The 23649-nt window shown below is 63.4% G+C and carries 23 protein-coding genes, 4 tRNA genes and 1 pseudogene; 13 read left to right on the forward strand and 15 right to left on the reverse strand.

Translation table 11 applies throughout. The annotated features are described in order from the left end of the window. Window positions 1-279: pseudogene (locus tag HWE17_RS22295) on the forward strand (hypothetical protein); the annotation flags it as partial. Between the two features lie 5 nt (window positions 280-284). Here the strand turns inward: HWE17_RS22295 and HWE17_RS22300 are convergent. Then, on the reverse strand, window positions 285-1076 hold the full coding sequence (locus HWE17_RS22300; protein WP_176390286.1) for an alpha/beta fold hydrolase: 792 nt from the start codon (window positions 1074-1076) through the stop codon (window positions 285-287). A 334-nt stretch (window positions 1077-1410) separates the two neighbouring features. Between HWE17_RS22300 and HWE17_RS22305 the strand changes: the two genes are divergently transcribed. After that, the gene (locus HWE17_RS22305; protein WP_255206351.1) at window positions 1411-1794 is read left to right on the forward strand and encodes a hypothetical protein; all 384 of its coding nucleotides are present in this window, start codon (window positions 1411-1413) and stop codon (window positions 1792-1794) included. Between the two features lie 120 nt (window positions 1795-1914). On the opposite strand, the gene HWE17_RS22310 is transcribed toward HWE17_RS22305, so the two are convergent. Beyond that, a tRNA-Asn gene (locus tag HWE17_RS22310) sits at window positions 1915-1990 on the reverse strand. 258 nt (window positions 1991-2248) lie between these two features. Here HWE17_RS22310 and HWE17_RS22315 point away from each other — a divergent pair. Continuing rightward, entirely contained in the window at window positions 2249-2956 is a 708-nt protein-coding gene (locus HWE17_RS22315; RefSeq protein ID WP_099400338.1) for a GntR family transcriptional regulator, read from the forward strand. Window positions 2957-3050: 94 nt separating this feature from the next. On the opposite strand, the gene HWE17_RS22320 is transcribed toward HWE17_RS22315, so the two are convergent. The 6 genes from HWE17_RS22320 to HWE17_RS22345 all read right to left on the reverse strand — a co-directional run bounded on the left by HWE17_RS22320 (window position 3051) and on the right by HWE17_RS22345 (window position 9887). Then, window positions 3051-4349 (reverse strand): NCS2 family permease, encoded by a 1299-nt coding sequence (locus tag HWE17_RS22320; protein WP_099400337.1) that lies wholly within the window; start codon window positions 4347-4349, stop codon window positions 3051-3053. A 75-nt stretch (window positions 4350-4424) separates the two neighbouring features. Continuing rightward, entirely contained in the window at window positions 4425-4826 is a 402-nt protein-coding gene (locus tag HWE17_RS22325) for a GtrA family protein (RefSeq protein WP_099400336.1), read from the reverse strand. Window positions 4827-4966: 140 nt separating this feature from the next. Next, window positions 4967-6436, reverse strand: a complete 1470-nt coding sequence (locus tag HWE17_RS22330) for a c-type cytochrome (protein ID WP_176390287.1) — start codon at window positions 6434-6436, stop codon at window positions 4967-4969. Further along, a complete protein-coding gene (locus tag HWE17_RS22335; protein ID WP_176390288.1) occupies window positions 6433-8091 on the reverse strand; it encodes a GMC family oxidoreductase in 1659 nt (552 codons plus the stop codon). The genes HWE17_RS22330 and HWE17_RS22335 overlap by 4 nt, the downstream gene beginning before the upstream one ends. Further along, on the reverse strand, window positions 8088-8747 hold the full coding sequence (locus HWE17_RS22340) for a sugar dehydrogenase complex small subunit (RefSeq protein ID WP_176390289.1): 660 nt from the start codon (window positions 8745-8747) through the stop codon (window positions 8088-8090). Before HWE17_RS22340 ends, HWE17_RS22335 begins: the two co-directional genes overlap by 4 nt. A gap of 123 nt (window positions 8748-8870) precedes the next feature. Beyond that, window positions 8871-9887 carry a hypothetical protein gene (locus tag HWE17_RS22345; protein ID WP_176390290.1) on the reverse strand — a complete coding sequence of 339 codons (1017 nt, stop codon included), beginning with the start codon at window positions 9885-9887 and terminating at the stop codon, window positions 8871-8873. Window positions 9888-10037: 150 nt separating this feature from the next. Here HWE17_RS22345 and HWE17_RS22350 point away from each other — a divergent pair, with 150 nt between their 5' ends. The 5 genes from HWE17_RS22350 to HWE17_RS22370 are packed head-to-tail and all read left to right on the forward strand — an operon-like array spanning window position 10038 to window position 13296. Beyond that, window positions 10038-10526, forward strand: coding sequence for a GNAT family N-acetyltransferase (locus HWE17_RS22350; RefSeq protein WP_176390291.1), 489 nt, complete (start codon window positions 10038-10040; stop codon window positions 10524-10526). Further along, window positions 10511-11248, forward strand: coding sequence for an aspartyl/asparaginyl beta-hydroxylase domain-containing protein (locus HWE17_RS22355; RefSeq protein ID WP_176390292.1), 738 nt, complete (start codon window positions 10511-10513; stop codon window positions 11246-11248). Before HWE17_RS22350 ends, HWE17_RS22355 begins: the two co-directional genes overlap by 16 nt. After that, window positions 11245-12267, forward strand: coding sequence for a hypothetical protein (locus tag HWE17_RS22360; RefSeq protein ID WP_176390293.1), 1023 nt, complete (start codon window positions 11245-11247; stop codon window positions 12265-12267). The genes HWE17_RS22355 and HWE17_RS22360 overlap by 4 nt, the downstream gene beginning before the upstream one ends. A gap of 58 nt (window positions 12268-12325) precedes the next feature. Continuing rightward, complete coding sequence (locus tag HWE17_RS22365) at window positions 12326-12706, forward strand: hypothetical protein (RefSeq protein WP_176390294.1); 381 nt, start codon at window positions 12326-12328, stop codon at window positions 12704-12706. A 17-nt stretch (window positions 12707-12723) separates the two neighbouring features. Beyond that, on the forward strand, window positions 12724-13296 hold the full coding sequence (locus HWE17_RS22370) for an alpha/beta fold hydrolase (protein ID WP_176390295.1): 573 nt from the start codon (window positions 12724-12726) through the stop codon (window positions 13294-13296). A 60-nt stretch (window positions 13297-13356) separates the two neighbouring features. On the opposite strand, the gene HWE17_RS22375 is transcribed toward HWE17_RS22370, so the two are convergent. The 5 genes from HWE17_RS22375 to HWE17_RS22395 all read right to left on the reverse strand — a co-directional run bounded on the left by HWE17_RS22375 (window position 13357) and on the right by HWE17_RS22395 (window position 15607). After that, window positions 13357-13432, reverse strand: a tRNA-Asn gene (locus tag HWE17_RS22375). 93 nt (window positions 13433-13525) lie between these two features. Continuing rightward, complete coding sequence (locus tag HWE17_RS22380; protein ID WP_176390296.1) at window positions 13526-13852, reverse strand: Dabb family protein; 327 nt, start codon at window positions 13850-13852, stop codon at window positions 13526-13528. Between the two features lie 123 nt (window positions 13853-13975). Beyond that, a tRNA-Asn gene (locus HWE17_RS22385) sits at window positions 13976-14051 on the reverse strand. A gap of 134 nt (window positions 14052-14185) precedes the next feature. Then, a tRNA-Asn gene (locus tag HWE17_RS22390) sits at window positions 14186-14261 on the reverse strand. Between the two features lie 131 nt (window positions 14262-14392). Continuing rightward, window positions 14393-15607 (reverse strand): amino acid aminotransferase, encoded by a 1215-nt coding sequence (locus HWE17_RS22395; protein ID WP_176390297.1) that lies wholly within the window; start codon window positions 15605-15607, stop codon window positions 14393-14395. A gap of 112 nt (window positions 15608-15719) precedes the next feature. On the opposite strand from HWE17_RS22395, the gene uvrB reads away from it, so the two are divergent. Continuing rightward, window positions 15720-17813: an excinuclease ABC subunit UvrB gene (gene uvrB / locus HWE17_RS22400; protein WP_035820673.1), complete on the forward strand. Its 2094-nt coding sequence runs from the start codon at window positions 15720-15722 to the stop codon at window positions 17811-17813. A gap of 137 nt (window positions 17814-17950) precedes the next feature. Here uvrB and HWE17_RS22405 read toward each other — a convergent pair whose 3' ends face one another. Next, window positions 17951-18445: a DUF3224 domain-containing protein gene (locus HWE17_RS22405; RefSeq protein WP_255206352.1), complete on the reverse strand. Its 495-nt coding sequence runs from the start codon at window positions 18443-18445 to the stop codon at window positions 17951-17953. Between the two features lie 56 nt (window positions 18446-18501). Here HWE17_RS22405 and HWE17_RS22410 point away from each other — a divergent pair, with 56 nt between their 5' ends. Continuing rightward, on the forward strand, window positions 18502-19344 hold the full coding sequence (locus HWE17_RS22410) for a helix-turn-helix domain-containing protein (protein ID WP_255206353.1): 843 nt from the start codon (window positions 18502-18504) through the stop codon (window positions 19342-19344). 8 nt (window positions 19345-19352) lie between these two features. Here the strand turns inward: HWE17_RS22410 and HWE17_RS22415 are convergent, their stop codons facing one another. After that, window positions 19353-20267 (reverse strand): LysR family transcriptional regulator, encoded by a 915-nt coding sequence (locus HWE17_RS22415; protein WP_176390298.1) that lies wholly within the window; start codon window positions 20265-20267, stop codon window positions 19353-19355. A gap of 106 nt (window positions 20268-20373) precedes the next feature. On the opposite strand from HWE17_RS22415, the gene HWE17_RS22420 reads away from it, so the two are divergent. The 3 genes from HWE17_RS22420 to HWE17_RS22430 are packed head-to-tail and all read left to right on the forward strand — an operon-like array spanning window position 20374 to window position 23649. Continuing rightward, entirely contained in the window at window positions 20374-21465 is a 1092-nt protein-coding gene (locus tag HWE17_RS22420; RefSeq protein WP_176390299.1) for a porin, read from the forward strand. A 17-nt stretch (window positions 21466-21482) separates the two neighbouring features. Continuing rightward, window positions 21483-22280, forward strand: a complete 798-nt coding sequence (locus tag HWE17_RS22425) for a substrate-binding domain-containing protein (RefSeq protein ID WP_035820681.1) — start codon at window positions 21483-21485, stop codon at window positions 22278-22280. Between the two features lie 34 nt (window positions 22281-22314). After that, complete coding sequence (locus HWE17_RS22430) at window positions 22315-23649, forward strand: MFS transporter (RefSeq protein WP_081922526.1); 1335 nt, start codon at window positions 22315-22317, stop codon at window positions 23647-23649.

Raw genomic sequence — 23649 nt, forward strand, 5'->3', positions numbered from 1 at the left:
ACGCCGCCGCCCGCGCGCCAGACGGCCGCGCGGCCACAAGGGACAAGGCCGGCTGCCGCGCCCGGCGACAGCGACGTCACCCTGCTGACGGCGATGGTGGCGCATGCGCACCGGCAAGAAGGCACGGCGGCACCCGCGCGCGACGTGGTGCTGCGCAGGCAGGAAGAAGAAACGGCGGAACTGTTGCAGCGCTGCAAGCAGCTGGGCCTGATCGAAGGCATGCTGTGCCGCTCGCGCATCTGCTCGGGCCGCTGGGACAGCGATCCCGCCTGCCATTGAGGAACTCATGTGTGTCTGGGATGCGTGGCCGCGTCCATGCGGCCTTGCAAGAAGCCTTCCATCAGCGCCAGCAATGCCTGCGGCTGCTCCTGGTGCGGCGTATGGCCGCATTGCTCGACCATGGCGGGCACGGCGTTGAGCGCCTGCGCCACGATGGTGTCGACCTGGGCCGCACTGCCGTACTGGTCCTCGCTGCCCTGCAGCACCAGCGCCGGGCATTCGACGGAGGGCAGCAGATACTCGATGTTCCAGAACTGGAAGCCATAGCTGAGCCACGTGTCCGACCAGGCCTTGAAGATGGCCTCCGTCTTGTCGCCATGGTATTTCGCCAGCGCGCGCAGCTTGCCCGCGCCAAACGCCGCGTCCGCCACGCGGATGCCATCGAGCGTGATGTCTTCGACAAACACGTGCGCCGCTTCGGTGATGATGCCGCGCAAGCGCGGCGGCTGCTGCGCCGCATAGATCAGGGCAATGCTGCCGCCATCGGAGTGGCCGACGAGAAAATGGTCCTGTCCCGGCAGCAGTGCCGCCAGCACTTGCGGCAGCTCGCACAGCGCATAGTCGTGCAAATAATGGAGCTGGCGGCGCGCCGCCAGCGGCGACGACTGCCCATAGCCGTGGCGGTCATACAGCAAGCCGCGACACCCCGTCGCCTGGCATAGCTGCGCGGGAAAATCTTTCCACATCGCACAGCAGCCGAGTCCCTCGTGCAGGAATACCAGGCAGGGCTTGGCGGGGTCGCCCTCGATCAATTCGTAATAGATATCGGTTTCGGCACTCAGGTTCAGTATCGGCATGGGCTAGGCTCGCAACGGGTTGCGTATCGGCAGGTGGCTGGGCCTATTGTGCCATTGTCCTGCCCGGCCTGCGTGGCGCCCCGTAAAAATAGCCTGCTGGAAAAGATATTGCCGCCTGTCTGCAAAGTGTTTGCGCCAGCACAAGCGAGCGCTGCTTTTCCGGCCGCCCGCCGCGCTTTCTCCTCCTGTGTACGCCTAGAATGAATTACTCCAACAGCATGGAGCAGGCGGCTACCTTATCAGCCAGGACGTGACACTGGCCGTCACGGCAATACAGATAGGGCGTCTTGCCGCACGACGACAGGCGCGGCGTCCAAACTATCAGGAGTACATCATGGAAATGAAAGTAGAACACCGCACCGGCAGCAACCTGGCCCCGGAAACCACCGACCTGCCAATGGAGCAGGACGGCCAAGCCGCGAAAGGCGCGGCCGCACAGGACTTGAACCTGAGCGCCGCCGCCTTCACCACCTACTACACGTGGACTGCCAATGGCGTCAATCCTTCGGTCAACTTCGCCAATGCCAACGTGCACGCCAATTCGCGCGTCTTCGTCAACATCAGCGAGTATGCCGCGACACCGCAAGACCGTTTCATCGGCGCCGCCCGCATGGCCGTGTACAACATCGCGCCCTATAACGGCGGTTTCCGCGCCTGGGTCGATATCTCGTGGGGCAGCCCGCTCAAGGTGCGTTTCGACGTGTTTGTCGATCCCTGATCCGGGAAACACCGCGCACGTCGCTGACGCATTGAAGCGATGACTGGCGTGAATGGGAAACCATGCGCGCATGACAAAAGGGCCACGTGTTGCCACGCGGCCCTTTGCTGCTGCTTGTTCTGGCTCCCCGACCTGGACTCGAACCAGGGACCTGCGGATTAACAGTCCGTCGCTCTACCAACTGAGCTATCAGGGAAAGGAGGCCGAATTATATACGTCAAAATTTCTCATGTCCAGTTGTTGCTGCATGACCAGCAAAACAGGCCGCCAGGAAGGACGCTTCACCGGGCGGTTGCGCCCGTCTGCGCGACGCCACGCAAGATAGTAGAATAGCCATGCCTTGCCGACACGCAAGGCGCACAACGGCATGCCGGCAGCGGAGCGTCACCACGCCGCCGCGCGGACATGCGCTTGCAAGGCTCACCTTGCTCTTGGCTTACTGCTCGCATCCGACATGACAGAATCAAGCGCAACCCTGGTGGACAAACCCGGCAGCGGCGACAGCTCGGCGGAAATTGCCCAGCATATCGCGACCGCCATCGTGGCGCGCCAATTGCCGCCCGGCACACGGCTGCGCGAAGAAGCGCTGTGCCGGCTGTATGGCGTCAGCCGCACGAAGATCCGCGCCGCCCTGCTCATCCTCTCGAAAGACAAACTCATACGCATGGTGCCCGACAAGGGCGCCTTCGTCAGCCAGCCGACCGAAGCGGAGGCGCGCGACATCTTTGCCGCGCGGCGCGTCATCGAGGCGGCCCTGGCGCGCGAATTCGTCGCGCGGGCCAAACCCGCCGACTACCGCATGCTGGAGCGGCACCTGAAAGCGGAACGCCTGGCGCTGGCGCAAGCGACGCCGCTGCGCTCGCAACTGCTGGGCGATTTCCACGTCTTGCTGGCGGACATCGCCGGCAACGCCGTGCTGCGCGACATCGTGCGCGAACTGGTGGGCCGCAGCTCGCTCATCACCATGCTGTACCAGTCGGGCCACGCCGCCGCCTGCTCATACGACGAGCACGGCCGCTTTCTCGAGGCGGCGCGCAGCGGCGATGCGGACCTGGCGGCGCGCCTGATGGTCGAGCACCTGACGCACGTGGAAGCGGCCCTGCGCTTCGACGGCAGCGCCGGCGAGGCCAAAAAAGATCTGGTGGCCGCGCTGCTGATGTAGGCGGCGCCATCAAAAAAGGCCGCCGGTGCGGATGCACGGGCGGCCTTGCCTTTTTACATGTCAGATGCAGCGGCAAGGCCGCTATTCGCCCACGCTACTCACCCAGGTAGATAAACTTGAACAGGAAGATGGCGGCGATGATGTAAGCCACCACGGATACCTGCTTGCCCTTGCCCGTCAACAGTTTCAAGACGGCATAGGTGATGAAACCAAACGCGACGCCGCTGGCCACGGAATAGGTAAACGGCATCATCAAGGCCGTGATGGCGGCGGGAATGCTTTCCGTGCTGTCATCCCAGTCGATGAAGGTCAGTTCGCGCAGCATCAGGCACGCCACGTACAGCAGTGCTGGCGCCGTCGCGTACGGCGGCACCGTGTGCGCCAGCGGGGCGAAGAACAGGCTGCCCAAGAACAGCAGCGCGACGGCCACGGCCGTCAAGCCCGTGCGTCCGCCCGCTTGCACGCCGGCCGCGCTTTCCACAAAGGCCGTCGTGCTCGACGTGCCCAGACAGGCGCCGGCGGCAATCGCCGTGCTATCGGCCAGCAAGGCCTTGTTCATGCGCTCCATCTTGCCGTCTTTCAGCAAGCCGGCGCGGTTGGCCACGCCCATCAGGGTGCCCGTCGCGTCAAACAGTTCGACCAGGAAAAACACCAGCACGACGTTGACGATGCCGATCGACAGCGCGCCCATGATGTCGAGCTTGAACAGTGTCGGTTCGATGGCCGGCGGCGCCGAGACGATGCCGTTGAACTGGTTGCCGCCAAAGAAGAAGCTGGCAATCGTGATGGCGAGGATGCCGATCAGGATGGCGCCCGGCACTTTCAGGCGATCCAGCGCGACGATGATGAAAAAGCCGAGGATGGCCAGAATAGGCGCCGCCTGGTGCAAGTCGCCCAGGGCGATGATGGTGGCCGGGTTCGACACCACGATACCGGCGCTTTTCAGCGAAATGATCGCCAGGAACAGGCCGATACCCACCGTGATGGCCGTGCGCAGCGCGGGCGGGATGCTGTTGATGATCATCTCGCGCACCTTGAACAGGCTCACCAGGATGAACAGGCAGCCGGAAATGAAAACGGCGCCCAGCGCCACTTCCCAGCTCATGCCCATGCCCTTGACCACCGTGTACGAGAAATACGCATTCAAGCCCATGCCCGGCGCCAGCGCGATCGGGTAGTTCGCATACAGGCCCATGATCAGGGTGCCGATGGCGGCCGCCAGGCAGGTGGCAACGAAAACGGAGTCTTTCGGCATGCCCGCGTCGCCGAGGATGGACGGGTTGACGAAGATGATGTAGGCCATCGTCAGGAACGTGGTCAGGCCGGCCAGCAGCTCCGTGCGCACATTGGTTCCGTTGTCCTTCAGTTTGAAATAGCGTTCCAGGAACTGCATGATTAACCCCTTGTTTTGGTAAAACTGCGCGCCTGGTCTTGGCCAAGACGCATCTTTTTTTCTTGCAATAACCAGTTACTTGGTCGCTGCGCCTGCCGGCTTGAAGGCCCACCAGCGGCTGCCCGCGAAATTCCAGACCAGCCCGATGCCCGTCGCCAGCACCTGCGCCAGCCAGTAATACCAGCCCAGCTGGTGCACCAGCAGCCACATCAGGCCCGTATTGATGCACCAGCCGATGCCCAGCAAGGCAAAATACTTGCTGGCCGCCTCGCCATGGCCCTTGTCGCTTTTAAACGTGAAAAAGTAATTGAGAAGGTAGTTGACGACGGAACCGAGGATGTAGCCGATGCCGGACGCGGCGGCGGCGCTGATGCCGGCCCATTCCACGCCACCCCACAGCACGCTGTATTGCACGGCCGTGCCGGAAGCGCCGACGGCGGCGAAACGTAAAAATTGGTGATGCAGGGAATGGGACATTGTCAATTTTAAAATAAGGCGAACACACTCGCCAGGATAGTGCCAGAATAAAAAATGGCTACGATTGCTCGTAACCATTTTTCAGCCTGCATTTTACTGCAAGTTGCGCCCAACGTTCATATTCGCCGCCGTTTCAGTACTTATTCCTTGCGCTGACGGCGCCGGCGCAGCCATACGGACAGCGCGATCAGCAGCAAGATGCCCACGATGCCGCCCGGCAGCATGAACGGCTGAGCACGGGCCAGCACGGGCTTCTCGCCACCGCTGCGCGCCTGCGCCACATACGCGGGCGTGACGGACACATCCGGGTTGCCATACTGTTTCAATACGTAATTGGCGATCGAAGCGATCTGCTCGTCCGTCAACGGTTGCACGTAGGAACGCTGGTCGAAACGGGGCATGAATGCTTCGTGCTCCTCCCCTTCGATCTTGCGCTCGACGCCGAACAGGATGGCCGACACCAGGTTGGCGGGCGTGTTGCCGCCCGTCGCCGTGTTGTTGAACAGGGCGGGATAGCTTTGTCCCGTGCTGCCGGCGCCGCTGGCCGAATGGCAGCTGGCGCAGTAGCCGGAAAACAGCACGGCGCCGCTGTTGAGCGAATGGTGCTCGGTGGAACTGGCCATGCCCCGCAGCAGCGGTTCTTCGCTGGCGGCGCTGCCGTGGCTGAAGGCAGCCTTGGTCTGGCCCGGTGCGCGCACGGGCGGCACCGTGCGCAAGTACGCCACGATAGCGGCCACGTCGTCATCGCGCAGGAACTGCAGGCTGTTCTGGATGGCTTCGGCCATGCCGCCCGCCGCCTGCCCCTTGCCTTCCACGTGGCCCGTCTTCAGGTAAGCCGTGAGTTCCGCATCCGTCCAGGCGCCGATACCGCTGACCTTGTCGGACGTGATGTTCGGCGCATGCCAGGAACCGAGCGACGCGCCGGCCAGGGTCTGGCTGCCGATTTCCGCCATCAGCGCATTGCGCGGCGTATGGCAGGCGCTGCAGTGCGCCAGGCCTTCGGCCAGGTAGGCGCCCCGGTTGATCTGCGCGCTCTTCGCCGGATCCGGCACGAAGCGCTTATTGTCGAGGAACAAGGTATTCCAGCCCAGCATCGACAGGCGCACATTGAACGGGAACGGCAACGCCGTCTGGCGCGCCGGCGCATCGACGGGCTTAACGGCCTGCATGAAGTAGTAATACAGGTCGCCCACGTCCGCATCCGTCAGCTGCGCATAGCTGGTGTAGGGCATGGCCGGATACAGATGGCTGCCATCGGCGCGCACGCCTTCGCGCAGGGCGCGCGCAAAGTCGGCTTCCGTGTAATGGCCGATGCCGCCTGTTTTCGACGGCGTGATATTCGTCGCGTAGATCGTGCCCAGCGGCGAATCGATGGCGTAGCCACCCGCATACGGCTTGCCGCCCGCTGCCGTATGGCACGCCATGCAGTCGGCGGCGATGGCCAGGTAGCGGCCCCGCTCCAGCCGTGCATCGGGCTTGGCAGCCACGGGCGCGGCCGGGCGGTCCGGCGTCAGGGTGACGGGCGGAACAGGTGACACCGGTGGCACAGCGCGCGCGGCCAGCGGCAAGCCGGCCGCCAAGGTCAGCGTCAGCAAGAGGCGGCGCATCATGCTGCCTCCCTTGCCAGAGTGCGGGCGATGTCGTCGGCCGCGCGCAGGCCGAGCGCGGCCATGCTGAGGGTGGTGTTGACCACGCTGGCCGACGGCATGGCGCCGCCGCCCGGCAGCCACAGGTTGGCGTGATCGTGGGCGCGGCAATTGCCGTCGACCACGGAGTCAAGACGATTCGAACCCATGATGACGCCGCCCATGATGTGGTTATTCGCGTTCAGGCTGTCGGTGATGTGGAATTCCACGGCGCCGAACAGCTTGCCGATGTGCTTGAGCTGCGCATGCGCGGCCTTCGCGCCATCGCGCACATAGTCGCCCACGTCGTAGTAAATGTCGGGACAGGCCAGGCCCAGCGGATCCTTGCGCGTCTTGCTCAGGGTCAGGCGGTTATGCGCTTCGGGCAGCGGCTCCAGGCTGATCGACAAGTCCACGCCGAACGCGGCGCGGCGGCGGATCTCGTCATCGAGATCCTTGCCTACCAGGCCCAGCTTCAACGACTGCTGGGTAGCCGGTCCGACACGCGTGATGTTATTCAGGATCATCTTGTTGGCCGAATACTGCGCACGGAAGGCGCCGTCGCGCGGGCCCACCAGGCAGCTGCTTTGCGCGGGGCCACGGCCCGTCCAGATCGGTTCATTGGCGAGGAAAGTACAGTGGAAACCCGAGTGGTCCATCATGTTGCGGCCCACCTGGTCGGAACTGTTGGCGATGCCGTTCGGATTGTTCTGGTTGGCCGCCAGCAACAGCAAGCGCGGTGTTTCGATGCCATTACAGGCGATCACGAAGGCCTTGCCGGTCGCCATGTGCGACTGTTTCTTGGCGTCGTACCAGTGCACGGCGGTGACTCTGTTGTTCTGGTCCGTGTCGATGCGGTAGACGACGGCCTCGGCCAGCACACCCGCACCCTTCAGCTCGGCCCGTTCCACGTGGTGGATGCCGTTGTACATGGCGCCGATGGGGCAGATCGGCTGGCAATTGTTATTGCCGCAGCAGGTCGGGCGGCCCTGCCATGGGCGGGTCGAACGGCCTTGCGGGATCGGCACGGAGCGGTAGCCGTGCGGGTTGACCACTTCGGCAAAGCGCTTGTCGCCATAACCCCAGGGCACCATGTCCATCGGGTACGGCGCGCTGCGCTCGCTCGGCGATTGCAGGGCCGGATCGTTGGGGCCGGCCACGCCCATTTCCTGCTCGGCGCGGCAATAGTACGGTTCCAGCTCATCGTAGGAAATGGACCAGTCGCGCCCTACCCCGTAATCGCTCTTCATGCGCATGTCGGACGGCAAATGGCGCCAGCACGACGCGGCCCAGTGCCAGGTCGTGCCGCCCACCGTGCGCAGATAGCCCTGCTGGAAACTGCTGCCGTTGGGGCCGGACACTTCCACGTAGTTATTCTTCGGGAAATACAGGGGCGCGGGCGCGTTTTCCGCCTGGGGATACAGGCCCTGGAAGTCGGAACCGACGCGGTTTTCGAACGGCATGTTGCGCCAGTTTTCCACGGCCTGGCCGCGCTCGATGCGCAGGCCCGCTTCCAGCATGATCACGGAGTGACCCTGTGCGGCCAGCTGGTCGGCCATCATGGCACCGACGACGCCCGTGCCGACGATGACGACATCAGCGACGACGTCGCCATTACTCTTGAATTGGGGTGATTTCATTTTGCTTGCTTGCCTTTAGTTTCAGGGGTGCCGGTGGTGGCCGGGGCCGGTACGGGTTTCGGTTCCACGGGTGCGGAAACGCGCACGGCCGGCGGCGCCTTCAGCCACCACAGGGGGCCGTAATTGCAATAGGTCGGCACGACCTGGCCATCGGCCACCGTGCGGTACATCAAGGCCTCGGCGTAGGCGACGACGATGGACTTCGTGCCCTGCGCCGCGTTGCCGGCGACGGTGCCCGTGTACCAGGCGGCAACGATGGCCAGCGCCAGTTCGCGCAGGCCGGCATCGGCGGCGCTGGCGGCCGCCAGCAGGGCTTTCGCTTCCTGGCCCGTGACGAGCAGCGCGCCCAGCTGCGGCAAGCGCTCGGCGAAGCCGGGCACATTCGTACGCATGGCTTGCTCGATGCGCGCCGCCGTCGCGGCGGACAAATCGCGGTGGCCCGTGATCGTTTGCGACAGGGTGTAGAACAGCATGGTGGCGGGCGCCAGGCCCGTTGCCGGCCCGCTGGCCGGCGCCTGCATGGCGGCCGACAGGGGATTGCTCCAGAAACCGGCCTGCGCCAGCAAGGCGGCCAGGCCGATCAGGGCGTGGCGGCGGCTGATACGGGGAAAGGATGAAACGGATGTTGCAGATGGATCGCTGTCTGGATGGTTCATGAGACTCCCGCAAGACTTGTTGTTTTATTGACTTCGATGATTGCGCCACATTGCATTTGCGCATATATGGAACCGGTTCCATAATTATCCTACAGAACTGAATTATTTGCTGATGGAGTATGACTACCGGAAGTCTGGCTTGGGCAATGCCTGCGTGAATGCGGGCGTTTCGCGCAGGGAAAATACCAGTCCCGGCTGGCCGCCCAGGCGGTACTGAAAATCGAGCACGCTGCCGCCAGCCAGACTTGGCTTGCCCGGCAAAGCCAGTGGCAGGTTCAGGCTGCACGCATGGTCGCCCAGAACGATGTCGCCATGCACGCGGATGCGCGTGAGCAAGCGCGGCGCCTCGTCCAGCACGTCGGGCAGGCGGATGCTGGCGGCCGGCAGCGTGTCGCCCGGCTCACCCTGCCAGGCGCGCAAGGCGTCCGCATCAAGGGTAAATACGCGGCCCCAGTCCGTGCACGGCTCGCCAGGGCTGCGCCGATCCAGGCCCAGGTGCACCGTGACGGCCGCCGGCAGCAGCGCCGCCGCAGGCGCTTGCGCATGCAGATTGCGCAGGATGGCCACCTGCGGCTCCTTGCCCAGCGCCGTATTCATGGTTTCGCTGACGATGACGTCCGGCATGGCGCCGGCAGGCATTTGATAGGCGGCCGCGTCGGCGCAAATATACTCAGCGACGTGGCTGTCGAGGCCCAGGGCGGCGATCAGCTCGCGCGCATAGTCCAGGGTTTCCGCATGCACGTCGAGGATGGCAAACTGCACTTCGCTGGCGTCCAGCACGGCCATCACCGGCAGGGCCAGCAGCGCAAACGGGCCGCAGCCCGCATATAGCACGCGCACGGGCCGGCCGCCGCTCACGGCCAGACGCTCGCGCACGGCCAGCGCCAGGCCCTGGATGAAGGCGGCGCTGCGGTAGGGCTCGCGCGCGCACAGTCCCGCCTGCACGGGCGAGATGGCCCAGCCGCTGGGCAGAAAACTCTCGCCATCGCGCAAGCCGTCCTGCCGGTCCATGGCCAGGCCCGAATGGCGCTCGACGAGCTGGCGCAGCTGCACCGTTTCGCCGACCAGGCTGGCCAGGGAACGCCGCGGATCGCACAGCGCGGCCGCGATGGCAGCCAGTTCCGCGCGCGCCGAAGTCACGCGCGACTCCACGCGCGACTCCACGGATAAGGCAGGATAAAGACAGAATGCATGGCGGCTTCCTTGAAATGATTGCAAGTACGCGGAAAAATTGGCAGCATAGCAAATAAATACACGCCTGCGCATTTGCCACCACCTGCCGGAGCACCGATGCACGACTTGCCGCTTTCCGCCCCCTACCAGTTGCGCCTCCAGCGCGACGACGACGATGGCTTTGCCGCCGCGCTGTACAGTTCCACGCGCGACGACTTGCGCCAGATGCCGGCCGAACCCGCCGTCATCGAACAGCTGATCGCCTTGCAGCAGCGCATGCAAAGCCACGGTTACCGACAGGCGTATCCGCACGCCGCGTACCTGGTGCTGCTGCACGGCGATACCCCCATCGGCCGCCTGATCCTCGACCGCCAGAATCAGGTGCTGCACCTGGTCGACATCGCCATCCTGCCCGCCGCGCAGGGCCAGGGCACCGGCAGCGCCGTGCTGCGCAGCCTGCAGGCGCAAGCGGGCGCGCAGCAATGCCGGATCCACCTTGCCGTCAACAAAAGCAACACGGCCGCGCGCGCACTGTACCAGCGGCTGGGCTTTCGATTGCGCGGGGAAAACGACGTCCAGGAGCAGCTGGAATGGAGCGCGCCATAGTGCCGGCGCCGAATCCGCCCAGCACCTGGCTGCGACTGCCGCTGCGCTTCGACGTGGCGCGCATGCAGCGCGAGAGCGACCAGTTCGCCGCCGGCGAGTGGATCAGCCATTTCAATACGGGCGCCTATGAAAACGGCTGGAGCTGCGTGCCGCTACGCTCGGCAGGCGGAGCAGCCGACGACATCATGCCCGTCGACGGCGCCGCCTATGCCGCCACACCGCAACTGGCGCGCTGCCCCGGCCTGCGCGAAGTGCTGGCCAGCTTCGCCTGCGAGATCCGCGCCGCGCGCCTGATGGCCCTGGCGCCGGGCGCCGTCATCCGCGCGCACCGCGACGCCGGCACGTCACTGGCCGATGGCCTGGTCCGCATCCACATCCCCATCCACACTACGCCACAGGTGCTGTTCAGCATCGACGGCGAGAACGTCCACTTTGCGGCCGGCCACGCCTGGTACATGGATGCCAGCTGCCTGCACGCGGTGCACAACCAGGGCACGGCGCCGCGCATCCACCTCGTGCTCGACTGCGTCACCAATGCCTGGCTCGAAGCGCTGTTCGCCTCGGCCGGCTTCGTGCCGAAAGCGGCCCCGAAATATGGCGACCCCAGCATCAACGATGGCAATGTGCGGGCCGTCATCGCCCAGCTGCGACTATCGCCCTCGCCTGCCAGCCTGGCGCTGGCCAGCGAATTGGCCGCGCTGGCCGACGGGAGCGCGCCATGAGCGCCGCGCCGGGCCTGGCGCAGCAGGAACGCTTGCTGGCCAAGGGGAAGTCGGTGACATGGCACGAAGGCATGGACTTGCGCGACTGGTATCCGCTGTACGTGGAGCGCGGCGAAACATTGGCGGACGCTGCCATGTGCTGGCGCCACCTGGGGGAAACGGCGTTCAGCGACGCCTTCTTTGTCAATACCCTGGCGCGCCAGCCGCATGAGGAGCGCCGCGTCTGCCGCACGCCGCTGACCACGATGGCCACGCTGGGCGATGGCCTGGCGCCCGACGCCTTCATCTTCCACGTCTCGCGCTGCGGCTCAACCCTGCTGAGCCAGCTGCTGGCGTCCCTGCCGCAATGCATCGTCATGTCCGAGCCGCCCGTGATCGATTCGCTGCTGCGCCTGCATCACGATGGCCTGGCGGGCAGCGACAGCATCGCCCTGCTGCGCCAGGCCATCCTGGCCCTGGGCCAGCGCCGCTCAGGGGACGAGACGCACTTCATCATCAAGTTCGACTGCTGGCACATCCACAGCCTGGACTTGCTGCGGCAAGCGTTTCCCGGCACGCCCTGCCTGTTCGTCTACCGCGAACCGCTGGCCGTGCTGGCCTCGCACCAGCGCCAGCGCGGACCGCAAATGGTGCCCGGCATGCTGCACCCGGCGCAGCTGCCGCTGCCCGCGCACCAGCTGGAACCCGGCGAACTCGATGGCTATACGGGCCTCGTGCTGGCCAGCCTGTTCGACGCCGCCCTGCCCCATGCGGCCGCCGGCCAGCTGCAGTTAATTCACTATAAGCAATTGCCAGACATCGTGTTCAGCGATTTGCTGGCCCGTTTCGGCATCACCCCCACAGCGGCGCAATTGCAAGCGATGCACGCGCAAGGCGGTGTGCATGCGAAGTACGGCACGGCTTACCACGGCGATCCGCCCGTGCCCGCAACAGACGGCCTGGCTGCCATCGCCGCGCAGTTACAGCCCGGCTATCTGGCGCTGGAAGCGTTGCGGCTGCCTGCAGGGCAACGCCAATGATTTCTATGAAACCAACCTCTGACAGCCTGAAACTGACCCTCACACCATGATAAAAAAAATGACATTGGCAGTATTCTTTACGGCCCTGCTTCCCTTCTACGCATGCCAGGCGCAAACCATGGCGGAAGCGAAACCCGTTTCCGCGGAAGTCACCACCACCCTGACACCTGACATTGGCGGGATAAAGCAGGTGCTGGAAATCAAGACGGACGACGCGAACAAGCCCGTGCTGCTGTTTTTGTCCGGCGGTCCGGGCAGCTCCATGATCAAGGGAGCGGATGCCTTTACGAATATCCTGAAAAGCAGATTCACGATTGTCCAATGGGACCAGCGGGACGCCGGAAAAACCTTGAAACTGAATCCTTCCCCACGCAGCCATCCGTCAGGCAGATGGAGAACGACACGTACCAAGTCATCCAATTCCTGCGCAAAGAATTAAAACAGGAAAAAATATACTTGCTGGGTAGTTCCTGGGGCAACGTCCTGGGCTTTTATATCGTCAAGCATCACCCGGAACTGCTGCATGCCTATTTCGCGTCGAATCCTGTCGTGAGCCAGCTGGAAAGCGAGAAAGAATTGCTGCAAGCCTTGAAAGCGCATTTCAAGGACAATGCCGTCGCCAGCCAGGAACTGAACAGTATCAGTTTCCCGTTTACTAGTGACGAAAGCATGTTTTACTTAAGGAAATGGCTTTTTTACAAGGATGGCAAGGCATTCGCAACGAGCGAGGGATTCAAGACGGGCTTTCTTGAATGGTCGAAGACCTGGTCGCCCGTCTGGAACGAGGTCATGAACATTGATCTGCCCAAGACCTTGAAGAGCGTTGACTGCCCCGTGTACTTCTTCGTCGGCAAGAACGACATCCAGACCTCGACCAGGATCACGCAAGCGTATTTCGACACCTTGAAGGCGCCAAGGAAGGGGCTGTTTTTCTTCGAACATTCCGGGCATCAGATACACCAGGATGAACCGGTGAAATTCCAAGAGGCCATCATCAAGACGCTGGAGACAATTCAAGCGAGCAAGTAAGAGCGCCTGAAACGCAAAAAGCCCAACCGTGAAGGCTGGGCTTTTTGCTACTGCGTGTTCTGGCTCCCCGACCTGGACTCGAACCAGGGACCTGCGGATTAACAGTCCGTCGCTCTACCAACTGAGCTATCAGGGAAAAGAGGCCGCATTCTATAGGGTAAATTTTACGGTGTCCAGATTTCCCCCGGAAAAATGTGTATTTTCCCGACGTCCCCCTGCCCGGCAGCGGTCAGCCGGGATGCTCTTGCGGGTAGTAATCAAAGACCAGCACCCGCCCCAGCCATGGCTTGAGCTGCTCGACAAAGGCCAGGTGGGCCGCATGGGTCAGGTACACGTCGCGCGCGCCGGCGTCATCGAAGGTCAGGGTAAAACAATCGGTAAAGCCATCATCGAGGCCTTCCGGGCTGACGTTCGGCCCCCATTCAAATTGCCGCACACCGGGTATGCGGTGTTTCAACTGGGAAAATTCGTAGACGAGCTCGGCGTGCTTGGCAGACGTGATGCCATCGAGGAAGTCGCACAGGACGATATGGCGCAAGGCGGAGGTACAAGTCATGGGAAGGTGCTCCTGAAGTGATGCATTCAGGATAGCGCAAAACGCGATTACGCACAGGCAAGCCCTGCTGATGGCTGCGGAAAACAAAAAAGGCCATGTTTTTCAACATGGCCTTCCGAATTCTGGCTCCCCGACCTGGACTCGAACCAGGGACCTGCGGATTAACAGTCCGTCGCTCTACCAACTGAGCTATCAGGGAAAAGAGGCCGTATTATATAGGCCAAACTTAGGGCTGTCCAGATTTCCATAGGGAAAATCTTATCGTGCCGCAAGCTGCGCGCCGGCGGCGCAAAAACAAAAAGGCCACGTTTTTCAACGTGACCTTTCGAATTCTGGCTCCCCGACCTGGACTCGAACCAGGGACCTGCGGATTAACAGTCCGTCGCTCTACCAACTGAGCTATCAGGGAAAAGAGGCAATATTATATGTCGCTTGTTCCATATTTGCAAGACTGATACTGCATCGCCACAAACACGGCCATCGCCGACTTTCTACCGCCATCAGCGCCGCACTTGCATGCAGCGCCGAAGAAGCAAGATATTAAAGTACTTTGGCGATCGCGTCAATGACGATGTCGATATTGCGCGAATTCAATGCTGCCACGCAGATACGGCCCGTGTCGACGGCGTAAATCGATTGCTCGCGCAAGGACGCAACCTGCTCCTTGGTGAGGCCCGAGTACGAGAACATGCCGATTTGCTGGCGCACGAATTCGAAGTCGTGGGCTGGCGCCTTGGCTTTCAGCTTTTCCACGAAAGCATTGCGCATTTCGCGGATGCGCACGCGCATGCCAGCCAGTTCCTCTTCCCACAGCTGGCGCAGTTCCGGCGTGGCCAGGACGGTGGCGACCACCTTGCCGCCGTGGACTGGCGGGTTCGAGTAGTTGGTGCGCACGACGCGCTTCAGCTGCGACAGCAATCGGGCCGCCTCATCGGCGCTCGATGCGACGACGCTCAGGGCGCCCACGCGCTCGCCGTACAGCGAGAACGATTTCGAGAACGAGTTCGACACCAGCAGCGGGCCGCCCGCGTCGGCGAAGTGGCGCACCACGGCGCCGTCTTCGGCGATGCCGTTGGCGAAGCCTTGATACGCCATGTCCAGGAACGGCACCAGGCCGCGCGAAGTGACGACAGCGATGATCTGATCCCATTGGGCCACGCTCAGGTCGGCGCCAGTCGGGTTGTGGCAGCAGGCGTGCAGCACGACGATGGAGCCGGCTGGCATGGTGTTCAGGCTGGCCAGCATGCCGTCGAAGTTCACGCCATGGGTGGCGGCATCGTAGTAGGCGTAGTTGTTCACGACGAAACCGGCGTTTTCAAACAGCGCGCGGTGGTTTTCCCAGCTTGGGTCGCTGATGTAGACTTGCGCGCCCGGCGCGAAGCGCTGCAGGAAGTCGGCACCGATCTTCAGTGCGCCCGTGCCGCCGATGGCTTGCACGGTCACGGCGCGGCGCTCTTGAATTACGGCGCTGTCGGCGCCAAATACGAGTTCTTGTACGGCCTTGTCGTAGGCGGCGAGGCCTTCGATCGGCAGATAGGTGCGTGGCGCCGCCTGTTCGATCAGGATGGCTTCCGCCTTGCGTACGCAAGCTAACAGAGGCACTTTACCGTTGTCGTCATAATAGACGCCAACGCCCAGATTGATTTTGGCGGGATTCTGGTCCGCGTTAAATGCTTCGGTGATGCCCAGGATCGGGTCGCGTGGGGCCATCTCGATGGCGCTAAACAGACTGGCAGAAACAGTTGGGTTCGTCATGATAAGATTGGATTCGATTGGAAGCAGGTTCACAGCGGAGTTGTAGACAGCGCCCCAAAATACAACGCCAGGGCCGCCAGCAGAGCACTATTCTAACAAAGGTCTGATTCACATGCCCGAATTATCTACCGCCAGCGAGGCGGAAAGCGCAATTATCTCTTTCCCGGACTCCCCCTTCAAGCTGCACCAGCCCTTCCCTCCGGCCGGCGATCAGCCCACGGCGATCGACCAGTTATCCGAGGGGATCGCCGACGGACTGGCCTTCCAGACCCTGCTGGGCGTGACCGGTTCGGGCAAGACCTACACCATGGCCAACGTCATCGCGCGCATGGGCCGGCCCGCCATCGTCTTCGCACCGAACAAGACGCTGGCCGCGCAGCTGTACAGCGAGTTCCGCGACTTTTTCCCGCAAAACGCGGTCGAATACTTCGTCAGTTACTACGATTACTACCAGCCCGAAGCCTACGTGCCGCAGCGCGACCTGTTCATCGAAAAGGACTCGTCGATCAACGAGCATATCGAGCAGATGCGCCTGTCGTGCACTAAGTCGCTGATGGAACGGCGCGACGTCATCATCGTCGCCACCGTCTCGGCCATCTACGGTATCGGTAACCCGAACGAATACCACCAGATGATCCTGACGTTGCGCGTCAAAGACAGGGTCGCCCAGCGCGACGTCATCGCGCGCCTGATCCAGATGCAGTACACGCGCAACGAAGTCGATTTCGGCCGCGGCACCTTCCGCGTGCGCGGCGATACCATCGACATCTTCCCCGCCGAGCATGCGGAACTGGCCGTGCGCCTGGAAATGTTCGACGACGAGATCGAATCGATCCAGCTGTTCGACCCGCTGACGGGCAGAGTGCGGCAAAAAATCCCCCGCTTCACCGTGTATCCGGGCTCGCACTATGTGACGCCCCGCTCCACCGTGCTGCGCGCCGTGGAAACCATCAAGGACGAGCTGCGCGAACGCCTCGAATTCTTCCGCAAGGAGAATAAGCTGATCGAAGAGCAGCGGCTGGAACAGCGCACGCGCTTCGACCTGGAAATGATGGCCGAAATCGGTTTCACCAAGGGCATCGAGAACTACTCGCGCCACCTGTCCGGCGCGCTGCCGGGCGAACCGCCGCCGACCCTGGTCGATTATTTACCGCCCGACGCCTTGATGTTCCTCGACGAGTCGCACGTGCTGACGGGCCAGCTGAGCGCCATGTACAACGGCGACCGTTCGCGCAAGACGAATCTGGTCGACTATGGTTTCCGCCTGCCGTCGGCACTCGACAACCGGCCCTTGAAATTCGAGGAATTCGAGCAGAAGATGCGCCAGACCGTGTTTGTTTCGGCCACGCCGGCCGAATACGAAAAGACGCATTCCGACCAAGTGGTCGAACAGGTCGTGCGTCCCACGGGCCTGGTCGACCCGCAAATCATCGTGCGCCCCGCCAGCAGCCAGGTGGACGACCTGATGTCGGAAATCGTCGAGCGCATCAAGAAGGACGAGCGCGTGCTGGTAACGACCTTGACCAAGCGCATGTCCGAGCAATTGACGGAATACCTGGGCGACCATGGCATCAAAGTGCGTTACCTGCACAGCGATATCGAAACGGTGGAGCGCGTGGAAATCCTGCGCGACCTGCGCCTGGGCACCTTCGACGTGCTGGTGGGGATCAATCTGCTGCGCGAGGGCCTGGACTTGCCGGAAGTGTCGCTGGTGGCCATCCTTGACGCGGACAAGGAAGGCTTTTTGCGTTCCGAACGCAGCCTGATCCAGACCATCGGCCGCGCCGCGCGTAACCTGAACGGCACGGCGATCCTGTACGGCGACCGCATCACGGATTCCATGCGCCGCGCCATCGACGAGACGGAACGCCGCCGCGCCAAGCAGATCGCTTTCAATACGGCCAACAACATTATCCCGATCGGCGTGAAGAAATCGATCCGCGAAATGATCGACGGCGTCTACAGCCCGCAGGAAGCGCGCGAAACCCTGCAAGTGGCGCAGGAAGCGGCCAAGTTCGAGTCCATGAGCGAGAAACAGGTCAGCAAGGAAATCAAGCGTTTGGAAAAACTGATGGTCGACCACGCCAAGAACCTGGAGTTCGAAAAAGCGGCGCAAGTGCGCGACCAGCTGCACATCCTCAAGCAGCAGCTGTTTGGCGCACCGGGTACCGACAATGTGACATCGATACTGGGTAGGTCGGATTAGGCCCTGCGGGCCGTAATCCGACAACATCGTTGGCGCTGGTCGCGGTGTCGGATTACGCGGCCGTGCCGCTAATCCGACCTACTTGAAAAGCCTTGACCGCACCAGCGAGTACAGGATTGCTGCCCATGGGCTTTGCCCTACTCCGGCAGCGAATAGTCGATGTCGTAGAAATGCTGGCCATCGATGATGCGGATGGCCAGCGTCCCGCTGATGCCCGTCAGCTGCCCCGTGCCGGAATGGGGCACGATGACGATGGACAGCGTCTGCTGGCCATCGGCCATGGTGCCCGCATGCTGCGCCACGAAGCTGCCTTGCCGGCCCTGCAGCACGCCCGTGATGGCTTCCATGGCGACATAACCGGCCGCGCCTTTGGTGTCCGTCACGGCGCTGAGCATCTCCCCTTTGGCCGTGGCGACCAGGTCGCCGGCATACACTTTGTCTAGCAGCACTTTGCCCAGGGTCGTGCGCCCCGAGCGCTGCGGCGCTGCGGATGGCGTCATGGTGATGCTGAAACTTCCCGTGGCGTGCACTTGCATGCGATGATCTCCCTCTGCAGATGAGGCGGCGCCGGCCGGCGCCACCGATAGACAACATGCGGCCAGCATCAGGCCCGGCAAACTGTATGATTTCATGATTCCCTTTCAATCGATGCGAGAGTGCCATCCTGGTGCCGCGCAGGAGACAAATATTGGATAAAGCCGACAGCATGCGCAATGTGCTGGCCGCGCGCGGCCAGGCGCCCAAAGGCATCGTCGACCCGCAGGCGGCGGCACGCCGCATACGGCTGGCGACCTATCCGCCGGCTGGCGCGCTGGCGCCGTTCGTCGAGTATTTCTGGGTGGTCGAATGGGACAGGCGGGACTGCGCGCCGCAGACGCAGCGCGTGCTGCCCTACCCGAACGCCCACCTGGTGTTCGACCTTGGGCGCACGGCCATCCATGGCGTCGTGCGCGGCGCCTTCGACCGGCCATTGAGCGGAGCGGGCAAGGTGCTGGGCGTGCGTTTTTCGCCGGGCGGCCTGCGCCCGTTCATCAGCCAGCCCTTGTCGTCATTCACCGATACGACCATCGCCGCCGACGCCCTGCTGGACATGCCGGCCGCGCAAGCCGAGGCGCTGGTGCTGCTGCAAGCCGACGATACGGCGATGGTGGCACAGGCACAGGCGCTGTTGCTGGCAAGGCTGCCGCAGGTCGATGACGCGGCCCTGCTGGCCGCCAGGCTGACGGCCGCCGCGGCGGCCCGCAATGGCCCGGCGAGCGTGGCGCAGCTGTGCGAAAAAATGGGCATCGGCGAACGCCGGCTGCAGCGCCTGTTCGCCAACTATGTGGGCGTGCCGCCGAAGTGGGTGATCCAGCGCTACCGCCTGCAGGAAGCGATCTGGCGCCTGGCGCAGCCCGATGCGCCCGACCTGGCCAGCCTGGCGCAGGAACTGGGCTTTTTTGACCAGGCCCATTTCAGCCGCAGCTTTGCGGAACTGGTGGGCAGCACGCCGCTCGACTATCGCCGCTCGCAGCGAGAGGCAGCCGCCTAACTCTGCGCTTACCCCCGCCGCCCCTGCTTGCCGATGCTCGCGTTCATCATGTCGAACAGGGTGCGCGACGCGGGCGGCATCGCGTGCTGATGCCGGCTGATCAGGCCCAGCGTCCGTTTCACGGCGGGATTGACGAGCGGCACGCCGACCACCGTGCCTTGCCGCTCCGGCAAAATCGACAGCCCCGGCACCGCCGCCACACCCAGGCCCGACTCCACCAGCGCCAATATGCCTGACACGTGGTTGATCTCGCACGAGATCCACGGGTGCTTTTCCACGCCGGCCAGCGCCGCATCGAGCACGCTGCGGTTGCCGCTCGACTTGGCCACCGAGATATAGCGTTCGTCGACGGTGTCTTTCCAGCTCAGCTTCTTGCGCTTGGCCAGCCGGTGATCGTTGCGCATCGCCAGCACGTAGGTCTCGACGTAAATGGGCTGGAAATGGATTTCCGGATTTTCCGCGCCCGTGAAGCTGATGCCGAAATCCGCCTCGCCTGTCAGCACAAGATTGAGCACGTCCTGCGCACTTTCGTCATGCACGCGCACGCGGATTTTTGGAAACTGCGCGCTGAAGCGCTTGAGCACGTCCGGCAGAAAATGCCACACGGCCGATGGCACGCAGGCGAACGTCACCGTCCCGGTGCGGTGCGCGGCCAGGTCGGCGACACCGAGCACGGCATCCTCGAGGCCGTTGAGCGCATCGCGCACGTTCACCAAAAACACCTGCCCCACATTGGTCAGCTGCACGCGCCGGGTGGTGCGTTCGAACAGCTTGACGCCCAGCGCATCTTCGAGTTTTTCAATGCGGCGGCTGAGCGCCGGCTGCGACAGGAACAGGTCGGCCGCGGCCTGGCGAAAGCTGTTGCGCTCGGCCACGGCCACGAAGGCCTGCAAATCATGAAGTTCGTAATTGATGCGCTGCATGCATGAATCCCCGGAAAAATTGCAATTATCAAATTATGCCATTTCAACGATGATGGGGTCTTAATGCTGAGCCTCGCCAAGAAGGCATCACCCCGAGGGAGACACCATGCGACATTGTTCCACGTTCGCGCTATTGTTCGCGGCCAGCGGCACCTGCCTGGGCCAGAGCGGCGCGGTTTTGTATGGCATCGCGGATGCCGGCATCCGTTATGGAAAAGGCTTGACCGCCGCCAACGCACCGACGGCTGGCGGCGCCACGCCCGCCATCAGCAGCGGCATCAACAACACGAGCCGCTGGGGCCTGCGCGGCCAGGAAGACCTCGGCGGCGGCTGGCAGGCGCTGTACCGTCTCGAGGGCGGGCTGAATCTGGACACAGGCAGCGCGGCCAAATCCGACAAGCTGTTCGACCGGCAAGCGTGGGTGGGACTCAAGTCGCCGCTGGGCTCCGTGACCCTGGGGCGCCAGGCAACCTTGCTGGCCGACGCCATCGCGCCGGTGGATCCGCTGGGCATCCGCTACGCCTCATTCAATCCGAACGTCAACATCACGGGCTTGAGCAACACGGCTTTTGGCCGGCATTCGTTCAGCCAGCAATACGGCAGCAGCGGCTATGCCGACAACTTCTACCGACTCGACAACATGGTGAAAACCAGCGCCAGCCTCGGGCCGGTGGTGGCGCGCGCCGCCTATTCCTTCGGCGAGGTGGCGGGCGCCACGTCGCCATTGTCGACCTGGGGCGGCGCCCTGACCTACCAGCAGGCGGGGCTGGCCGTGTCCGGGGCAGTGATGCGCTTGCGCAATCGCGACAACCGCAGCCTCGACGCCGCCACCGTGGGCGCCGCCTACAAGGTGGACATCTGGCAGTTCAAGGCCAACCTCGGCGTCAACCGCGCCGACGTGAGCGCCGGCAAATCCGTGCGGCAGGGCGTGCTGTCCGCCGGCGTAAGCCGGCAAATGGCGCCGGACGTGCTGCTCACGACCGCCTACTACAAGGTGCGGCGCAGCGCCACGGGCCACGTCGACGACGGCTTCCAGCGCGCTTTCGCCTACCTGGAAAAAACGCTCTCGCCGCGCTCGACCCTGTACCTCGAATCGGACTACACCACGTGGCAAGGCGATGCCGCCGGCGTCACGGGAACGCGCGCCAACGACCGCAAAGGCATGGGCTTGACGCTCGGCCTCATGCACAAATTTTAACGACAGGAGAAACAACCATGCTTCAACAGACCCTCGTGCGGCGCTCCGCCCCCCTACTGGCCGGCTTCATGCTGCTGGCCGCCGGCGCGGCCCATGCCGCCGACATCCGCGTGGTCAGCTCGGGCGGCTTCGCCCAGGCCTACAAAAACCTGGCCCCCGCCTACGAGCGCGCCAGCGGCGACCATCTGGTCTCCGAATGGGGACCATCGATGGGCACCACCAAGAATGCGATCCCGGCGCGCCTGGCGCGCGGCGAGCAGATCGACGTCGTCATCATGGTCGGCGACGCGCTCGACAAGCTGATGCAGGAAGGCCGCCTGGTCCCCGGCAGCAAGGTGGTGCTGGCCAATTCGCCGATTGCCTGCGCCGTGCGGCGCGGCGCGGCCAAACCCGACATCAGCACCACCGAGGGCTTGCGCAGCGCCTTTCTGAAGGCGGGCAAGGTCGCCTATTCGGACAGCGCCAGCGGCGTCTACATCGAGACGCAGCTGATGAACAAGCTGCAGATTTCGGAGCAGATGCAGGGCAAGGCCGCAAAAATTCCCGCCACCCCCGTCGGCGAAATCATCGCCCATGGCCAGGCCGATTTCGGCTGCCAGCAGCGCAGCGAGCTGCTGCCGGTCGAGGGCATCGACATCGTCGGCCTGCTGCCGCCGGAAGTGCAGAAGATGACGCAGTTTTCGGCGGCGCTGGTCCCCGGCGGCAAGGAGCTTGAGGCCGGCCGCGCCTTGCTGCGCTTCCTCGCCGCCCCTGCCAATGCGGGCGCGATCGAAGCGACCGGGCTGGAACCGGCGTCAGGATCAACTACGCACTAGGCGACGTCACTCATCTTTCATCAATAGGTAAATCATGGCCATTCCCTCCACCGCCGCACCCATCGCCGAGGCAGCGCCGCCGCGCGCGCAGGTGCGCCCGCCCTCGCGCATCGCCACCGTCATCCGGGTGACGAGCGGGAACTTCATCGAAATGTACGATTTTTTCCTGTTCGGCTTTTACGCCACGTACATTGCCAAGGCCTTTTTCCCCGCCACCAGCGAATACGCGGCCCTGATGATGACGTTCGCCACCTTCGGCGCGGGATTTTTCATGCGTCCGCTGGGCGCCATCATCCTCGGCAGCTACATCGACCGCATCGGCCGCCGCAAGGGCCTGGTGCTGACCCTGGCCATCATGGCTTCCGGCACGGCGCTGATCGCCTTCGTGCCCGGCTATGCCACCATCGGATTGCTGGCGCCGTTCCTCGTGCTGATCGGGCGTTTGCTGCAAGGTTTTTCCGCCGGCGTGGAACTGGGCGGCGTGTCCGTCTACCTGTCCGAAATGGCGACGCCCGGCAACAAGGGATACTACGTCAGCTGGCAGTCGGCCAGCCAGCAGGTGGCCATCATCTTTTCCGCCGCGCTGGGCTACTATCTCAACGAAACCTTGAGCAAGGAATTCATCGCGGACTGGGGCTGGCGCATTCCGTTCTTCATCGGCTGCTCCATCATCCCCGTGGTGTTCTACATCCGCCGTTCGCTGCAGGAGACCGAGGCCTACCTGACGCGCAAATCGCATCCCACGTTCCGGCAGATGCTGGCGACCATCGCCCTCAACTGGCCGCTGGTGGTCACCGGAACGATGCTGATCGTGCTGACGACGGTCGCCTTCTACCTGATCACCGTCTACACGCCGACCTTCGGCAAAAACGTGCTCAAGCTGAGCACCGAGGAAAGCCTGCTCGTCACCTTGTGCATCGGCCTGTCGAACTTCATCTGGCTGCCCGTCATGGGTGCGCTGTCCGACCGTATCGGGCGCTGGCCCATCATGGCCGTATGCTCGGCGCTAACGGTATTGACAGCGTATCCGGCCCTGTCCTGGCTGGTCGCCCATCCCAGCTTCGACCACATGCTGATGGTGGAGCTGTGGCTGTCCTTCCTGTACGGCAGCTACAACGGTGCCACCATCGTCGCGCTGACGGAAATCATCCCGGCCAGCGTCAGGACGACGGGCTTTTCGCTGGCCTACAGCCTGGCCACGGCGCTGTTCGGCGGCATGACGCCGCTCGTATCGACCTTGCTGATCGAGAGCACCGGCGACAAGGCGGCGCCAGGCTACTGGATGGCCGGCGCCGGCGCCATCAGCCTGCTGGCGACGTGGCTGATCTATCGCGGCATCGTCAGAGAGCGCCATCCGCTCCCGGCATGA

The organism is Janthinobacterium sp. BJB401, assembly GCF_013372745.1.
Taxonomy (GTDB): domain Bacteria; phylum Pseudomonadota; class Gammaproteobacteria; order Burkholderiales; family Burkholderiaceae_D; genus Janthinobacterium; species Janthinobacterium rivuli.

Bases quoted from the DNA above. Each gene is read 5' to 3' on its own strand.
- HWE17_RS22300 (WP_176390286.1), bottom strand. From the start codon at position 1,076: ATGCCGATACTGAACCTGAGTGCCGAAACCGATATCTATTACGAATTG.
- HWE17_RS22305 (WP_255206351.1), top strand. From the start codon at position 1,411: ATGGAAATGAAAGTAGAACACCGCACCGGCAGCAACCTGGCCCCGGAA.
- HWE17_RS22315 (WP_099400338.1), top strand. From the start codon at position 2,249: ATGACAGAATCAAGCGCAACCCTGGTGGACAAACCCGGCAGCGGCGAC.
- HWE17_RS22320 (WP_099400337.1), bottom strand. From the start codon at position 4,349: ATGCAGTTCCTGGAACGCTATTTCAAACTGAAGGACAACGGAACCAAT.
- HWE17_RS22325 (WP_099400336.1), bottom strand. From the start codon at position 4,826: ATGTCCCATTCCCTGCATCACCAATTTTTACGTTTCGCCGCCGTCGGC.
- HWE17_RS22330 (WP_176390287.1), bottom strand. From the start codon at position 6,436: ATGATGCGCCGCCTCTTGCTGACGCTGACCTTGGCGGCCGGCTTGCCG.
- HWE17_RS22335 (WP_176390288.1), bottom strand. From the start codon at position 8,091: ATGAAATCACCCCAATTCAAGAGTAATGGCGACGTCGTCGCTGATGTC.
- HWE17_RS22340 (WP_176390289.1), bottom strand. From the start codon at position 8,747: ATGAACCATCCAGACAGCGATCCATCTGCAACATCCGTTTCATCCTTT.
- HWE17_RS22350 (WP_176390291.1), top strand. From the start codon at position 10,038: ATGCACGACTTGCCGCTTTCCGCCCCCTACCAGTTGCGCCTCCAGCGC.
- HWE17_RS22355 (WP_176390292.1), top strand. From the start codon at position 10,511: ATGGAGCGCGCCATAGTGCCGGCGCCGAATCCGCCCAGCACCTGGCTG.
- HWE17_RS22360 (WP_176390293.1), top strand. From the start codon at position 11,245: ATGAGCGCCGCGCCGGGCCTGGCGCAGCAGGAACGCTTGCTGGCCAAG.
- HWE17_RS22365 (WP_176390294.1), top strand. From the start codon at position 12,326: ATGACATTGGCAGTATTCTTTACGGCCCTGCTTCCCTTCTACGCATGC.
- HWE17_RS22380 (WP_176390296.1), bottom strand. From the start codon at position 13,852: ATGACTTGTACCTCCGCCTTGCGCCATATCGTCCTGTGCGACTTCCTC.
- HWE17_RS22395 (WP_176390297.1), bottom strand. From the start codon at position 15,607: ATGACGAACCCAACTGTTTCTGCCAGTCTGTTTAGCGCCATCGAGATG.
- uvrB (WP_035820673.1), top strand. From the start codon at position 15,720: ATGCCCGAATTATCTACCGCCAGCGAGGCGGAAAGCGCAATTATCTCT.
- HWE17_RS22405 (WP_255206352.1), bottom strand. From the start codon at position 18,445: ATGAAATCATACAGTTTGCCGGGCCTGATGCTGGCCGCATGTTGTCTA.
- HWE17_RS22415 (WP_176390298.1), bottom strand. From the start codon at position 20,267: ATGCAGCGCATCAATTACGAACTTCATGATTTGCAGGCCTTCGTGGCC.
- HWE17_RS22420 (WP_176390299.1), top strand. From the start codon at position 20,374: ATGCGACATTGTTCCACGTTCGCGCTATTGTTCGCGGCCAGCGGCACC.
- HWE17_RS22425 (WP_035820681.1), top strand. From the start codon at position 21,483: ATGCTTCAACAGACCCTCGTGCGGCGCTCCGCCCCCCTACTGGCCGGC.
- HWE17_RS22430 (WP_081922526.1), top strand. From the start codon at position 22,315: ATGGCCATTCCCTCCACCGCCGCACCCATCGCCGAGGCAGCGCCGCCG.